Genomic DNA, 15,462 nt, shown 5'->3' on the forward strand with positions numbered 1-15,462 from the left:
AGGTATGACCTTATTACAACCTGTGCCTTGGGCCGGAGGGGGAAACCGTGGAAAAGAGACAGGAAACCGTTCCCCAAGCAAGCGGGGATATACCGCAAACGCGGATAAAAGTGCGGGGATACCATCTTGATGTCTACCAGCACGTGAATAACGCCCGCTATCTGGAATTTCTGGAAGAGGCACGCTGGGAAGTGTTGGAAACCCAGTCGGGATTCCGCTGGATGGTGGAGCAGGGGCTGGCCTTTGTGGTGGTCAACATCAATATCAACTACCGACGCCCGGCGCTGCTGGGTGACCGTCTGACGGTCACCAGCAGGATGCAGAAGCTTAACGGTAAAAGCGGCGTACTGAGCCAGGTTATTACCCGCGACAGCGAGAGTGATGTGGTTGCCGATGCGTTAATCACCTTTGCTTGTGTCGATCTACAGAGCCAGAAGGCGCAACCGTTGGAAGGAGAATTGCGCCGCCATCTGGAAATGATGATGGACTGAAATGGCGTCAAATACCGAAAACGGCGCGAACTTTCAGGCCGTGATATGGGGGGGATACAGTGCTTTTCCCTATTATTTATATTGTTTATCAATATGTTATTAGCCTGGCGACTTAGCGAAGCGGCATCTACACTTTGGAAACCTTAAGGCTGTGATGACCGGATAATTGTGCTTTTTCGTAAAGAGGTCAGTGAATACCAGCAGGCATTTCGCTCAGGGCAGGTTCTTCTGCTACGCGGCTGGCCTGTCTGGGCAACGGTGGGTGGCACCGTATTAATTGTGTTGAGTCTGTTGTTGCTGCTTATTTTTGGCAGCTATACCCGCCGTATTAATGTGAGTGGCGAAATTATCACGCTCCCGCATACGGTGAATTTATTTGCGCCGGAGCAGGGAATGATCGCCCGCCTGTTGGTCCACAACGGGCAGGAGGTCAAGGCTGGTACGCCGCTGTATCAGTTGGATATCGGCCGGGTGACCCGTAACGGTAGCCTTAGCGCGACCACGCTTGCCGTGCTGGAAAAACAGCGCCAGCGTACAGAGTCCATCATTCGGGAGATCGAAAACAACAGGAAGGCCACTCTGGAAGGGCTACAGCTTCAGCTTGAACGCTATACCGAGGCCAGAGATAGCACTCGTCAGATGGTGGACTCAGCCTCTGTTGGCCTGCGCGCCATGCGGGAAAGCATGAAGGATTATGGCGAATATCGGCGCCGCGGGCTGGTGACCACAGACCAGCAGAATAACCAGCGTTATCTCTTCTACCAACAGCAGACCGGCTGGCAGAGCCTGAATGCTCAGCTTATCCAACAGGATCTGCAAATTTCGAGCCTGCGCAGCGAACTAATTGTTCGCAAGGCCGAATTCGACAGCCAGATCGATCAATACCATATCCATATCGATGACCTGCGACGCCAGATGGCGGAAGCCGATGCCAGCGGAATGCGGCTGGTGACCGCGCCGGTGGCGGGGCGTGTCTCTTCCCTGGGGGTCACCGAAGGGGAGATGGTTGGCGCAGGTGACAGCCTGGCACAGCTGGTGCCGGTCAACAAAGATGCCTGGCGGCTGGTGGTCTGGATCCCCGGTGAAAGCATTCCATGGGTGCATCCTGGCGATGGCATTAATCTGCGTTATACCGCCTTCCCGTTTCAGAAGTATGGCCAGTTCCCCGGGCGCATAGAGTCTATTTCTAAAGCGCCGGTTCCAGCCCGGGAGATTGAACGCTATGCCAGCGCGCCGAGAACGCCTGCGGGCAGCGTGAGCGATGGCTGGTTTAAGGCGGTGGTGAAGCCGGATCTTTCCGGCCTGACTCCGCAGGGCAAGTCACCGCCAGTAAGCAGCGGAATGCAGGCGGAAGCCACCCTATTCCTGGAAACGCGATCGCTCTGGCGCTGGATATTGTCGCCGTATTACTCATTAAAAAGCAGCATAACAGGGGAAGTACATGACCGCTGAAGGACTCAAGACGCTGATGGGGCGTCTGGGATTAACGCTACGCCGTCGGATACCGGTCATCCTGCAGACTGAGGCCGCTGAATGCGGTCTGGCCTGCCTGGCGATGGTTTCGGCGGCACATGGGCAATCTACCGATCTGCTCAGCCTGAGAAGGCGGGTGGGGCTCTCTTCCCGGGGGAGTACCCTGCGTCAGATTATGGAGATAGCCAACGCCAGCGGCCTGAAAACGCGTGCGCTACGGCTCGATCTGGAAAATCTCAGCGCCCTGAAAACCCCCTGTATTCTGCACTGGGATCTGAACCATTTTGTGGTACTGGTTGCGGTTCGGCGTGGTCAGGCGATTATCCACGATCCTGCCGCAGGGCGGCGGGTGATGGCGATGAGCGAGGTCTCCCACCATTTTACCGGCGTGGCACTGGAGCTCTGGCCCACGGAGCGCTTTAACGAAGGCGAGGAAGCGCCGCGTAACGTGCTAAAGATTCGCACCCTGACCAAAACCATCAGTGGGCTATGGGGGGCGTTAACTAAGCTATTTTGCTTTTCCCTACTGATTGAGTCAGTCAACCTGCTGCTGCCAGTAGGGATGCAATTGGTGATGGACCATGTGATACCCGCCAGCGACACCGGGCTGCTGACGCTGATTTGCCTTGGATTGCTGTTTTTTGTGCTGTTCCGAACCGCGGTCAGTATGACTCGCGGCTGGACATCGCTGGTCATTGGTACGCTCATTGATATTCAATGGAAATCCCGACTGTTTGATCACCTTCTGGCGCTGCCTCTGGACTACTTTGAGCGGCGTCGGCTCGGTGATATCCAGTCCCGCTTCGCCTCACTGGATACTCTGCGCACAACGCTCACTACCAACGTGGTAAACAGTATTATCGACGGCATCATGTTCGTTGGGCTGCTGGTGATGATGGCGCTCTACGGCGGCTGGCTGGTGTGGGTAGTACTGGCATTCACTATGGGCTGGGTTATCTTCCGCATGATGACCTACAGCGCCTGGCGTAGGGTATCTGAAGAGCAGATCGTCAGAACGGCCCGCTCGTCTTCTCATTTTATGGAAAGCCTGTACGGGATGGGAACGCTCAAGGCGCTTGGGCTGTCCGGGCAGCGTGCCCAGTCGTGGATGAACCTGAATGTCGAAAGCGCCAACGCCACGGTACGCAAGACCCGTTATGAAATGCTGTTTTCAGGCGGAAATGTACTGATCTCCACGCTGGAGCAGATAACTCTGCTGTGGCTGGCCGCAGAGCAGGTTATTCAGGGGCATATCACGCTGGGGATGTTTGTGGCGTTCAACACCTATCGCGGTCAGTTTTCCGAACGGGCGGCCAGCCTGCTGGATATGGCGTTACAGTTGCGTATGCTGTCGCTGCATACCGACAGGGTGGCGGATATTGCCATGACGAGTGTCGAACCCGGCAGTGAGCATGTTTCCGGTCAGGATTCGCCGCTGGTGCCTCTGGGGCAGCCCGCCTCGCTCACTATCCATAATATGAGTTTTCAGTTCGATGCCCTTTCGCCGCCGCTGTTTCAGGAGCTGGAACTGTCCGTGGCGCCTGGTGAGAGTCTGGCGATTACCGGCCCTTCCGGGCAGGGGAAAACCTCTCTGATGAAGATTATGGCGGGGCTGGTACAGCCAGCCGGAGGTGAAATCAGGATCAACGGCATTAATATCCATCAGGCGGGATTTGCGCGTTATCGGGCCTGTATCGCGACGGTGTTACAGGACGACACGCTGTTTGCCGGTTCGGTACGTGAGAACATTACGGGATTCGACAACGAACCGGACGAACAGTGGGTACAGGAGTGCGCTATCCGTAGCAATCTCCATGAAGAGATACAGCGCATGCCGATGGGCTATGAAACCTTAATCAGCGAACTGGGTAGTAGCCTGTCGGGCGGTCAGAAACAGCGTTTGCTGATTGCCAGAGCGCTATACCGGCGACCGGCGATTCTGTTCCTGGATGAGGCGACCAGCCACCTGGATCAGGACAATGAGGCGCAAATCAACACGGCAATCAAAGAGATGAACATCACCCGTATCATGATTGCCCATCGTCCCTCCACCGTGGCATCGGCGGATCGGGTGGTCAATATTATGGCGTTGAAAGAGAAGAGGGAGATAAACGGGTCGGGAAATTGAGTCCATAACCACCGTTATCGTAACGGGGATTGATACCTCAAGCTGATAACGGCCAGCTTCTGCTTGCTCGTTTTTTAGCAAGCCTTTATAACAGGTCGCTACCTGAATGCTTTCGGATTTTTTGGCAAGCAGGCGAGGCGTAAACGGCAAAAAAACGTGATACTCACCAAGGAATGAGGGTAGAGAGCAGATGAAGTCTATGTTACTGGCGCTGGTGCTTATTTCGGGCATGGGGCTGGCAGAGGCGTTTGGCATTGACTATGAAGCCCGCGCCAAAGCAGGGGATTCAGCGGCGCAGTACTATCTGGCGGAAGCCCTGCTCGGGCAGCGGGATTACGCAGGCGCGGAGTACTGGGCCCGGCGAGCGGCGGAGCAGGGGCAAGCCGATGGCTGGGCCATTCTGGCGGAGCTGCGTATGCGCAGTGAAGATGTGAGTGGCTATACGCAGGCCAAAGCCCTGGCGGAAAAGGCAGTGGCCAACGGTAGCGATAGAGGGAAGGTGGTGCTGGGCAAGGTTCTGGCGAACACCCTTTCCGGTTCGGCCGATTATCAGGGGGCGCTCAGGCTGCTCAAAGAGGCTGCATCGGATATGGAAAATGATGCCGCCGTAGATGCGCAGCTTGCGCTCGGCATGATGTACGCGGCGGGCGTCGGCCTTGTCGCGTACGGGCTATGCGGAATACTGGGCCGGAATCCATTTTCTTAACGGCATCAAAGGCTTTGTGGCGCCGGACAAAACCCGGGCGATCGTATGGCTTAAGGAGAGCTGCGCCCAGGGATTTGATTCCGCCTGCGACGAGCTGGACAGCCCCGTGCTGGCAGGCGGAGGATAAGTCCGGCTAGGCCAGACCGGTTTTTTCCTTCATCGCGGCCAGGATCCCCGCCTTGTCGTTCAGGTAGCCGCTCAGACCGTTAGCACGAAGATGGCAGGCGGCGCATTCGCCGCAGCCGTCGCCGCGAATGCCGTTATAGCAGGTCAGGGTGTGCTCCCGAACCAAATCCAGTCGGCCCCAGTAGTCGGCCAGCGCCCAGGTTTCCGCTTTGTTGAGCCACATCAGCGGCGTTTCAAAGCGTACATCCCGGGCCATCCCCAGCGTGACGGCGTGGTTTAGCGCCTTCACGAACTCGTCGCGGCAGTCTGGGTAGCCGGAAAAATCGGTTTCGCATACTCCGGTAATCACCGCTTCGGCCTTGACCTGATAAGCGTAAATGGCCGCCAGGGTCAGAAACAGAATATTGCGTCCTGGCACGAAGGTATTGGGAATGCCGTCGGCTTCCGGTTCGTAATCCGGCACCGGGATGCTGTCGCGGGTCAGGCTGCTAATCGCCAGTTCATTCAGAAGCGTCACGTCCAGCACTTTGTGTGCGGCGGCGCCCAGTTCCAGCGCCAGTTCGCGGGCGACATCGATCTCCGCACGGTGACGTTGACCATAATCGAAAGTGACGCAGTGGACTTCGTCATACTGCGCCAGGGCCTGGATCAGGCAGGTGGTGGAGTCCTGGCCACCGCTGAAAACGACAACTGCGCGTTTCATGATTCACCTGGTAGTGGTTAGTTATGTCGGGGGCGTCATGGTACGCCATCGGCTGTCCTGCGTCACGTACCCGGCGGCGGCAGCCAGGCCCGGGAAAAGTCAAACCAGCCCCAGGCGTTCAGTTGAATCCCCTGTACCCCCGGGGGAGCGCTGATCTGATAGCGATAGTTAAACAGTGGCGTGACTATGGCCTGCTCTACCAGACGACTGAACAGCCTGCGCAGGGCGTCGTTGCGATCCCGGGTTTCTGGTGAACGCTGTAGCGCATCCAGCGTCGCCTGGATATGGGCCTGTTGCGGCCCGCTCAGGATAAAGGACCACAGTGGATCGCAGCGTAGCCACTGCTCCAGGGTATATTCCGCCGCTTCACCGATCAGCCGGTCGCCCATAACCAGATCGGCTTCCTCGACCGCCAGGCCGTCGTCCCAGTTTTTCACATTGCGGAACACCAGTTCCAGCTCGCAGCCCAGCTCCGCCAGGCGACGACGCAACTGCTGCGCCATGGCGTGGAGTTCGACCGGTAGTCGGTAAAGAAGCCGCAGCCGCGGCGGCAGCTGAACAGGGGCGACATCGGTAAAATCGGGCAACTGTTGGCCGGGCAGCAGGGTGTGGCTTGGCGTGATCAGTTCGGGATCCAGCGGTAGCGCATCGAGCATGCCTTGCTGGTGGATCAAAGCCATCAGATAACGGGCCTGGGGCGCTGACAGCCGCCCTTGCTGGCGGATCGCCAGCCAGCTGAATCCCAGACTCACGCTGCGACTGACCGGACGTAGATCGGGAAACTGTGCCTGCTGGCCGATGGCGATCTGCACCGGATGACGACAGCTGGTGCCGAGCTGTTCGTCAAACAGACCCGGCGTTATCCAGAACTCAATGGCCCGCAACAGCGGATGCGCCAGGTGATAACCGTCGTGGCTCTCAAGTCGCACCAGACTATTGTCGAAGTGGCTCAGGCGAAAGGGGCCGCAGCCCAGCCTGACGTCATCGGGATGGGCAATTCGGCTGCCGAAGCTGGCGAGCCGCCAGGGGAGCCAGTAGTCGGGCTGATGAAGCCGGAAACGCAGGCACCAGGCGTGCGGCGCATCGATTTGCGCTACGCTTGCAAACAGGCGGCTGAACATGGGCTGAGTCATCAGCGTCTGCAGGCGCGCCAGGATCTGTTCGGCACTGACCGATTCGCCATCGTGCCAGCGCAGGGTGGGGCGCAGGAAAAAGTGCCAGCAGGTGCCGCTATTGTCCGTCTGCCAGCGGTGCGCCATATCGGGTTGCGGTTGGGAGCTGTCATCGCTGAAACGGGCCAGACCGGCGAAGATCTGGCTGGTCAGGTGCTGTTCGGCTCGACCGGGTAAAAAACCTGGCGTGAGCGATTCAAGGGGACGATAGTAAGGAATACGCAGAGTAGGAATATCGTTTTGCCACTGCCCGCCGAGCAGGGGTTGTAGCACATGGCGCAACTGTTCCGGCGCCAGCTGGGCCAGTGCCAGGGCGCTTTGCTGTTGCCCCTTATCCAGCGCCTGCTGCATCAGCAAGGCCCGGACTTCGTCGGGGCTTACCAGGAAACTGAGTTCACCGCGGCGTCCGCGACCGGCGCTGGCGCGCCAGCGCAGCCAGCCAGCGTTCTCCAGTTGGCCCAGCAGGGTGCGGATATGGCGTTCGCTACAGAAACAGTGGGCCGCCAGTTCGGCGACGGTCGCCTGTTGGGGAGCGCCTTCGGAAGGCTGCCACAGGCGCTGAAACTGATTGAGTCGGTTGAGTTGGCGCATGGCTAAATACGGAACAATTTTTTGGCAAGTATTCACTATTTGTTCCGGATAATCCAGGCAATACTGCCGGTTATCGTAACAGACTGAATGAGGGCTTTATGGCGCGACTGGCGGCTTTTGATATGGACGGCACACTGCTGATGCCGGACCACCGAATGGGGGAAGTGACCCGGCGCACGCTTGAGCGTTTGCGCGAGCGGGATGTGATCCTGACCTTCGCCACCGGACGCCATCTGCTGGAGATGCGCCATATTGCCAGTGAACTGCTGAACGGCGCGTTTTTGATTACCGGCAACGGTACCCGGGTGCATGATATTCGCGGCGAACGCCTGTGGGGCAACGATCTTGCCCCGGACGTCGCAGAACGGGTACTGCACGGCCACTGGGAAACCCGCGCCAGCATGCACGTGTTTAACGACAGTGGCTGGATGACCCAGAGTGATATCCCGGAGTTACTGAAGGCCCATGTTTACAGCGGTTTTCGCTATCGGCTGGTGGATCTGAAACGGCTTCCGGCCCATGAGGTGACCAAAATCTCCTTTTGCGGCGATCGCGACGATCTGGTGCAGTTGCGGATTCAGCTTAACGATGCGCTGGGAGAGCGGGCGCACCTCTGCTTCTCCTCCGTGGACTGTCTGGAAATTTTGCCCCATGGCTGTAACAAGGGCGCGGCGCTGGCGGTGCTTGGCGCGCATCTGGATGTGCCCCTTGCCGAATGTATGGCCTTTGGCGATGCGATGAACGATCGCGAGATGCTGGGTGCCGTAGGGCACGGAGTGATTATGGGCAATGCCATGCCCCAGCTCCGGCAGGCGCTGCCTCACCTGCCAGTGATCGGCCACTGCGCCAGAGAAGGGGTGGCCCACTATTTAACCCATTGGCTGGATACGCCCCATCTTTCATATTCCCCCGAAAGGTGAGTGGCACTACGGCAGGCCCGCTTCAGGCGGGCCTTTTTTATTTCATCATCTGCTCAATCTGCGCCCGCCACGGACGCGGATCGCCAATATGCTCCGCCACCCACTGCGGATTGTAGTATGTCTCCAGATAGCGATCGCCGCTGTCGCACAGCAGCGTGACGATGGCGCCCTGGCGACCTTCGTCACGCATTCTGGCCGCCAGCTGTAGCACACCCCACATATTGGTACCGGTAGAAGCGCCAGGCCGACGACCCAACTGGCTTTCCAGCCACTGCATGGCGGCGATGCTGGCGGCATCGGGTACTCGCATCATTTCGTCGATGGCGTCCGGAATAAACGACGGCTCAACTCTTGGGCGACCGATCCCTTCAATCCGGCTGCCGGTTGCGCTGGAGAGCGACGGGCAGCGCTGTTGCCAGTAGTCCAGGAACACCGAGTTATCGGGATCCACCACCGCCAGCCGGGTAGGGTAGCCTTTACAGCGAAGATAGCGGCCGATGGTGGCGGAAGTGCCGCCAGTACCGGCGCTCATCACGATATATTCCGGCACCGGAAAGGGTTCGCTTTCCATCTGGCGGAAGATGCTGTCGGCAATATTATTGTTGCCGCGCCAGTCGGTGGCCCGCTCGGCAAAAGTGAACTGATCCATATAGTGGCCGTTCAGTTCCCGGGCCAGCTCTTCGGCGGCGGCGTATATCTCGCAGGGGCTGTCGACGAAGTGGCAGCGACCGCCGTAAAAGGTGATTTGTTCTATCTTACGGCGGGCCGTATAGCCGGGCATCACGGCGATAAACGGCAGACCGAGCAGCCGGGCGAAGTAAGCTTCGGAAACTGCGGTGGAGCCGGATGAAGCTTCGATAATCGGCATGCCTTCCCGGATCCAGCCATTGCACAGGCCATACAGAAACAGCGAACGCGCCAGGCGATGCTTCAGACTACCGGTTGGGTGGGTGCTCTCATCTTTAAGATAAAGATAAATCCCGGGAAAGGCGGGCAGCGTCAGCCGAATCAAATGGGTATCGGCAGAGCGTTGGTAGTCGGCGTTAATCTCATTAATGGCCTGAGCGGCCCATTGTCTGGTCATGGCAGCGTGTCCGTTTGTCTGTTTGTGCAGCGCTACTTTACCCCGGACTTCGGAAAAAGGGATTGCCATTTAGCCCCCCTAAGGCCACCATGATAGAAAATATTTCTCTTTTTTGGTGAAAATATGGATAAAACTGACCGCAGGCTGCTGGCGCTGCTTCAGCAGGACTGTTCGCTCTCTTTGCAGGAGCTGGCAGATGCCGTTAATCTGACTACAACTCCCTGCTGGAAACGCCTTAAGCGGCTGGAAGAGGCGGGAATTATTCAGGGCCGTGTAGCGTTGCTGGACCCGGAAAAACTGGGCCTGGGGCTAACGGCCTTTGTGCTGATCAAAACCCAGCAGCACAGCAGCCAGTGGTACAGCCAGTTCGTGGCATCGGTGGATGCAATGCCGGAGGTGCTGGGTTTCTGGCGCATGGCGGGGGAGTATGACTATCTGATGCGGGTGCAGGTGGCGGATATGAAGCGCTATGACGATTTCTACAAACGCCTGGTTAACAGCGTGCCGGGCCTGAGCGATGTGACTTCGAGTTTCGCCATGGAACAGATAAAATATACTACTGCGTTGCCGCTGGAAAATTAGGGCAACCCTCTTTGTTCTGTTGCGCCCAGCCGCGGGCGGGCGATATCAGGAATTTTGTCGCGTGCGATTATTTGCTCAATTAAGCTGGTTTTTTCTCCGCGAATGGCGGCGCTATCTTAGCGCAGTATCTCTGCTGATATTGGTGTCCATTCTGCAACTTATCCCTCCCAGACTGGTGGGAGTCATTGTCGATGGCGTGACCGAAAGCCATTTCAGTACCGGACAGATCCTTAAATGGGTTGGTTTGATGGCGCTGATTGCGGTCATGGTCTATCTGCTGCGCTATTTCTGGCGCGTTCTGCTATTTGGCGCGTCGTATCGCCTGGCGGTGGAGCTGCGTGAATCCTACTATCGCCAGTTGTGTCGCCAGAATCCTACCTTTTATTTGCGTCACCGCACTGGCGATCTGATGGCACGGGCCACTAACGATGTGGATCGGGTGGTGTTTGCCGCCGGAGAAGGGGTGCTGACCCTGGTGGATTCACTGGTGATGGGCTGTGCGGTGCTGATTGTGATGAGCACCCAAATTAGTTGGCAGTTAACGCTGCTGGCGCTACTCCCCATGCCGGTAATGGCGGTGGTGATTAAGCGCTATGGCGATATGCTGCACCAGCGCTTTAAGCGAGCCCAGGCGGCATTCTCCACCCTGAACGATCGCACCCAGGAGAGTATGACCAGTATCCGCATGATCAAAGCCTTTGGGCTGGAGGACAGACAGTCGGCGCTGTTTGCCGATGAAGCGCGTGATACCGGCGAGCGCAATCTGCAGGTGGCGCGCATTGACGCCCGCTTCGATCCTACTATTTATATCGCGATTGGCATGGCGAACCTGCTGGCGGTGGCTGGCGGAAGCTGGATGGTGGTTCAGGGCACGCTGACCCTGGGGCAACTGACGAGTTTCACCATGTATCTTGGTCTGATGATTTGGCCGATGCTGGCGCTGGCGTGGATGTTTAACATCGTCGAACGCGGCAGTGCTGCTTACAGTCGTATCCGGGCGCTACTGGCGGAAGCGCCGGTCATTGCCGATGGCGACCAGCCGCTGCCTGCCGGGCGTGGGACGCTACAGATGGATGTGAAAGCGTTTCACTATCCTGAAACCGCCGAACCCACTCTGGAAAATATCGCGTTCACCCTGGCTCCGGGCCAGATGCTGGGACTGTGCGGCCCCACCGGCTCCGGTAAGAGCAGCATACTGGCGCTGATTCAGCGTCACTTCGACCCCGATAGCGGCGAGATCCGCTTCCACGATATGGCGCTGCCAACGCTGCGTATCGACGACTGGCGCGCCAGGCTGGCGGTGGTGAACCAGGGGCCGTTCCTGTTTTCCGACACGGTGGCCGCCAATATCGCGCTGGGTCGCCCGGGCGCCACGCAGCAGCAGATAGAAGAAGCGGCGCGGCTGGCCTGCGTACATGACGATATCCTGCGCCTTGCCAATGGTTATGAGACCGAAGTGGGGGAGCGCGGCGTGATGCTCTCCGGCGGCCAGAAGCAGCGTATCGCCATTGCCCGGGCTCTGTTGCTCGATGCCGAAATATTGATCCTCGACGATGCGCTGTCGGCGGTAGACGGGCGCACCGAGCACCAGATCCTCCATAACCTGAAAACCTGGGGTAAAGAGCGCACCCTGATAGTCAGCGCTCACCGTCTGTCGGCCCTGACGGCTGCCAGCGAGATACTGGTGCTGCAACGCGGTCAGGTGGCGCAGCGTGGTCGCCATGACCGGCTGGTGGAGCAGCCAGGCTGGTATCGCGATATGTACCGCTATCAGCAACTGGAAGCCGCGCTGGATGAAGCGCCGGTCGACGAGGAGGCAACGGATGCGTAATTTGCGTCAGTTGTGGCCGACGCTGAAACGCTTGCTGGCTTATGGCTCGCCCTGGCGACGCCCGCTGATGATGGCGGTGGCAATGCTGTGGGTTGCGGCAGCGGCGGAAGTCAGCGGACCGGCGTTGATCAGTTACTTCATCGACAATATGGTGGCTCAGCATCGGCTGCCGGTGAAGCTGGTGGCGGGCCTGGCCGTACTCTATATTCTGCTGCAAATTCTGGCGGCGTCGTTGCACTACGCCCAGGCGCTGTTGTTTAACCGCGCTGCGGTAGGCGTGGTGCAACAGTTGCGTACCGATGTCATGGATGCGGCGCTACGCCAGCCAATTAGCGCTTTCGATACCCAGCCGGTAGGAGAATTGATCTCCCGGGTAACCAACGATACCGAAGTGATTCGCGATCTTTACGTCACCGTGGTAGCAACGGTGCTGCGTAGCGCGGCGCTGATTGGCGCCATGCTGGTGGCGATGTTCAGCCTGGACTGGAGAATGGCGCTGGTGGCGATTGCCATCTTCCCGGCGGTGCTGGTGGTGATGCTGATTTACCAGCGTTACAGCACCCCCATCGTGCGTCGGGTGCGTAGCTGGCTTGCGGATATTAACGATGGCTTTAATGAAGTGATTAACGGCATGAGCGTGATCCAGCAGTTCCGCCAGCAGGCGCGTTTCGGCGAGCGAATGGGGCGCGCCAGCCGTAATCACTATCTGGCGCGTATGCAGACCCTGCGCCTGGACGGCTTTTTACTGCGCCCGCTGCTGAGCCTGTTTTCGGCGTTGATCCTGTGTGGCCTGCTGATTCTGTTCGGCTTTAGCCCGCAGGGCACTATCGAAGTGGGGGTGCTGTACGCCTTTATCAGTTACCTCGGGCGTCTTAACGAGCCGCTGATTGAGCTGACCACCCAGCAGTCGATGTTACAGCAGGCGGTAGTCGCCGGGGAGCGAGTCTTCGAACTGATGGACCGCCCTCGCCAGCGCTATGGCGACGATACCCGGCCGCTGGCTGGCGGTAGTATTACCATTCGCTCTCTCTCCTTTGCCTATCGCGAAGACAGGATGGTACTGAAAGATATCGATCTGGAGGTGCCGTCGCGTGGTTTTGTGGCGCTGGTGGGCCATACCGGTAGCGGTAAGAGCACCCTGGCCAATCTGCTGATGGGCTACTATCCTCTGACCCGCGGCGAGATTCTGCTGGATGGCCGCAATCTGGAAAGCCTGAGTCACGAAGCGCTGCGTCAGGGCGTGGCGATGGTGCAGCAGGATCCGGTAGTGCTGGCGGATACGTTTTTCGCTAACGTCACGCTGGGGCGCGATATCAGCGAACAGCGGGTCTGGCAGGCGCTGGAAACGGTACAACTGGATGCCCTGGCCCGCACAATGCGCGACGGAATCCAGACCCGGCTGGGCGAGCAGGGCAATAATCTGTCGGTGGGCCAGAAGCAGCTACTGGCCCTTGCCCGGGTACTGGTGGTGCCGCCGGAGATTTTAATCCTCGATGAAGCCACCGCCAGTATTGATTCCGGTACTGAACAGGCTATTCAACGGGCGCTGGCGGTGGTACGCCAACACACCACACTGGTGGTTATCGCCCACCGTCTTTCTACCATCGTCGAGGCGGATACCATAATGGTGCTGCATCGCGGCCGGGCGGTGGAGCGCGGCACCCATGAGCAGTTACTGGCGGCCCGTGGCCGTTACTGGCAGATGTATCAGTTGCAACTGGCAGGCGATGAACTTCAGGCCGCCGGGCGTGAAGAGACGCCGATCGTCTGATGCACCACGCCGGGGCGCGCCGTTAACCGGGCGCCCCGTTCATCGATTTTCTGCACCATAATGGTGCTCCAGCGCGCACCAGCGAACCCGCAGCCTGCACGCCGGTAAAGCATTTCCTCTCTTTTCCTCCCCTCTGGGCGCGACTGGCGCCGGATAATGCGTTTTGGCATGCCCCTTGCTTTATCCCTTTGTATGCGGATTTCGCCTGGACGGAGGGGAATTATGAAGTTGGTTACGGTGGTCATTAAGCCATTCAAGCTGGAAGAGGTGCGTGAGGCGCTTTCCGCCATTGGCATTCAGGGGCTGACGGTGACGGAAGTTAAGGGCTTCGGGCGCCAGAAAGGCCATGCGGAGCTGTATCGCGGCGCGGAGTACAGCGTCAACTTCCTGCCTAAGGTCAAAATCGATATTGCCATTGCCGACGATCAGGTGGATGAGGTGGTGGAAGTCATCAAGAACGCCGCCTGGACCGGCAAGATCGGCGACGGTAAGATTTTCGTCGCCGAACTGCAGCGCGTTATTCGTATTCGTACCGGCGAAGCCGATGAAGCCGCACTGTAACAGGCCTTGAATGGGGATAATTAAGATGAAAAAACTGACCTCAAAAATCGGCTGTGGCGCGCTGGCACTGGCGCCAGGTCTGGCGCTGGCAGCGCCCGCCGCAGCCGATAAGGCGGATAACGCCTTTATGATGATTTGCACCGCGCTGGTGCTGTTTATGACTATACCAGGACTGGCTCTGTTTTACGGGGGGCTGCTGCGCGGGCGAAACGTACTTTCAATGTTGACTCAGGTGAGCGTCAGCTTCGCGATGGTCTGCGTGCTGTGGGTGCTTTATGGCTACACCCTGGCCTTTGGCGAAGGAGGCTCCTTCTTCGGTAATTTCGACCAGATTATGTTGAAGGGCATTGAGCTGACGGCGTTGACCGGCTCCTTCTATCAGTATATCCACGTGGCTTTCCAGGGCTCTTTCGCCTGCATTACCGTGGCGCTGATAGTCGGCGCTCTGGCGGAGCGTATCCGCTTTTCGGCGGTGCTGATCTTCGTGGTGGTGTGGCTGACTCTCTCCTATATTCCCATTGCCCATATGGTATGGGGCGGCGGTCTGCTCGGCACCCACGGGGCGCTGGACTTCGCGGGAGGCACGGTGGTGCATATTAACGCCGCGGTTGCCGGTCTGGTGGGGGCTTACCTGCTGGGTAAGCGCGTGGGCTATGGCAAAGAGGCTTTTAAGCCCCACAATCTGCCGATGGTCTTTATGGGTACCGCGATTCTCTATATCGGCTGGTTTGGCTTTAATGCCGGTTCAGCCAGCGCGGCGAATGAGGTTGCGGCTCTGGCCTTTGTGAATACCGTGGTGGCGACGGCGGCTGCGATTCTGGGTTGGATCTTTGGCGAATGGGCGCTGCGCGGCAAGCCATCGCTGCTCGGCGCCTGCTCTGGCGCCATTGCCGGACTGGTGGGGATTACCCCTGCCTGCGGAACCGTGGGCGTCGGCGGCGCGCTGATTATTGGTCTGGTTGCCGGTCTGGCCGGGCTGTGGGGCGTGACGGCCCTCAAGCGCTGGCTGCGGGTGGACGATCCCTGCGATGTCTTCGGGGTACACGGCGTATGCGGCATCATTGGTTGCGTGCTGACCGGCGTGTTCACTGCTACCTCTCTGGGCGGTACCGGCTTTGCCGATGGCGTGACGATGGGGCATCAGGTACTGGTACAGCTGGAAAGCATTGGCATTACCGTAGTCTGGTCCGGCGTGGTCGCCTTTATTGGCTATAAGCTGGCAGATATCGCGGTTGGGCTACGGGTCCCGGAAGATCAGGAGCGCGAAGGGCTGGACGTCAACAGCCACGGCGAAAATGCCTACAACCACTGATTTCTACCCCA

General features: G+C 58.5%; 14 protein-coding genes. 10 read left to right on the top strand and 4 right to left on the bottom strand.

Annotation, left to right across the window (positions count from 1 at the left end):
• Nucleotides 1–89: 89 nt before the first annotated feature.
• From SCU88_RS05530 to SCU88_RS05545, 4 genes are all read left to right on the top strand, one after another.
• On the top strand, nt 90–491 hold the full coding sequence (locus SCU88_RS05530) for a YbgC/FadM family acyl-CoA thioesterase (RefSeq protein ID WP_431810150.1): 402 nt from the start codon (nt 90–92) through the stop codon (nt 489–491).
• 168 nt (nt 492–659) lie between these two features.
• On the top strand, nt 660–1,943 hold the full coding sequence (locus tag SCU88_RS05535) for an HlyD family efflux transporter periplasmic adaptor subunit (protein ID WP_175339391.1): 1,284 nt from the start codon (nt 660–662) through the stop codon (nt 1,941–1,943).
• Nucleotides 1,933–4,092: an ABC transporter transmembrane domain-containing protein gene (locus tag SCU88_RS05540; RefSeq protein WP_175339392.1), complete on the top strand. Its 2,160-nt coding sequence runs from the start codon at nt 1,933–1,935 to the stop codon at nt 4,090–4,092. The genes SCU88_RS05535 and SCU88_RS05540 overlap by 11 nt, the downstream gene beginning before the upstream one ends.
• A 190-nt stretch (nt 4,093–4,282) precedes the next feature.
• A complete protein-coding gene (locus tag SCU88_RS05545) occupies nt 4,283–4,798 on the top strand; it encodes a hypothetical protein (protein WP_431810091.1) in 516 nt (171 codons plus the stop codon).
• Nucleotides 4,799–4,931: 133 nt separating this feature from the next.
• On the opposite strand, the gene queC is transcribed toward SCU88_RS05545, so the two are convergent.
• Nucleotides 4,932–5,627 carry a 7-cyano-7-deazaguanine synthase QueC gene (gene queC, locus SCU88_RS05550; RefSeq protein WP_175339393.1) on the bottom strand — a complete coding sequence of 232 codons (696 nt, stop codon included), beginning with the start codon at nt 5,625–5,627 and terminating at the stop codon, nt 4,932–4,934.
• A gap of 62 nt (nt 5,628–5,689) precedes the next feature.
• A complete protein-coding gene (locus tag SCU88_RS05555; RefSeq protein WP_175339945.1) occupies nt 5,690–7,390 on the bottom strand; it encodes an SgrR family transcriptional regulator in 1,701 nt (566 codons plus the stop codon).
• A 98-nt stretch (nt 7,391–7,488) separates the two neighbouring features.
• On the opposite strand from SCU88_RS05555, the gene cof reads away from it, so the two are divergent.
• On the top strand, nt 7,489–8,310 hold the full coding sequence (gene cof, locus SCU88_RS05560; protein WP_138096024.1) for an HMP-PP phosphatase: 822 nt from the start codon (nt 7,489–7,491) through the stop codon (nt 8,308–8,310).
• A 37-nt stretch (nt 8,311–8,347) separates the two neighbouring features.
• Here the strand turns inward: cof and SCU88_RS05565 are convergent, their stop codons facing one another.
• Nucleotides 8,348–9,394, bottom strand: coding sequence for a pyridoxal-phosphate dependent enzyme (locus SCU88_RS05565; protein ID WP_175339394.1), 1,047 nt, complete (start codon nt 9,392–9,394; stop codon nt 8,348–8,350).
• 123 nt (nt 9,395–9,517) lie between these two features.
• Here SCU88_RS05565 and SCU88_RS05570 point away from each other — a divergent pair, with 123 nt between their 5' ends.
• The 3 genes from SCU88_RS05570 (at nt 9,518) to SCU88_RS05580 (ending at nt 13,578) form a co-directional block, all read left to right on the top strand.
• Nucleotides 9,518–9,976: an Lrp/AsnC ligand binding domain-containing protein gene (locus SCU88_RS05570; protein WP_175339395.1), complete on the top strand. Its 459-nt coding sequence runs from the start codon at nt 9,518–9,520 to the stop codon at nt 9,974–9,976.
• Nucleotides 9,977–10,037: 61 nt separating this feature from the next.
• Nucleotides 10,038–11,807: a SmdA family multidrug ABC transporter permease/ATP-binding protein gene (locus tag SCU88_RS05575; protein WP_175339396.1), complete on the top strand. Its 1,770-nt coding sequence runs from the start codon at nt 10,038–10,040 to the stop codon at nt 11,805–11,807.
• The gene (locus SCU88_RS05580; protein ID WP_175339397.1) at nt 11,800–13,578 is read left to right on the top strand and encodes a SmdB family multidrug efflux ABC transporter permease/ATP-binding protein; all 1,779 of its coding nucleotides are present in this window, start codon (nt 11,800–11,802) and stop codon (nt 13,576–13,578) included. The genes SCU88_RS05575 and SCU88_RS05580 overlap by 8 nt, the downstream gene beginning before the upstream one ends.
• On the opposite strand, the gene SCU88_RS05585 is transcribed toward SCU88_RS05580, so the two are convergent.
• Nucleotides 13,542–13,691 carry a hypothetical protein gene (locus SCU88_RS05585; RefSeq protein ID WP_175339398.1) on the bottom strand — a complete coding sequence of 50 codons (150 nt, stop codon included), beginning with the start codon at nt 13,689–13,691 and terminating at the stop codon, nt 13,542–13,544. The genes SCU88_RS05580 and SCU88_RS05585 overlap by 37 nt on opposite strands.
• Before the next feature lie 109 nt (nt 13,692–13,800).
• Here SCU88_RS05585 and glnK point away from each other — a divergent pair, with 109 nt between their 5' ends.
• Together glnK and amtB are read left to right on the top strand one after the other, a co-directional pair.
• The gene (glnK, locus tag SCU88_RS05590) at nt 13,801–14,139 is read left to right on the top strand and encodes a P-II family nitrogen regulator (RefSeq protein WP_138096030.1); all 339 of its coding nucleotides are present in this window, start codon (nt 13,801–13,803) and stop codon (nt 14,137–14,139) included.
• Nucleotides 14,140–14,164: 25 nt separating this feature from the next.
• A complete protein-coding gene (gene amtB / locus SCU88_RS05595) occupies nt 14,165–15,451 on the top strand; it encodes an ammonium transporter AmtB (protein ID WP_138096031.1) in 1,287 nt (428 codons plus the stop codon).
• Nucleotides 15,452–15,462 lie beyond the last annotated feature (11 nt).

Origin of the sequence: Jejuibacter sp. L23 (genome assembly GCF_050815825.1) — a bacterium.
Taxonomy (GTDB): Bacteria; Pseudomonadota; Gammaproteobacteria; order Enterobacterales; family Enterobacteriaceae; genus Jejubacter; species Jejubacter calystegiae.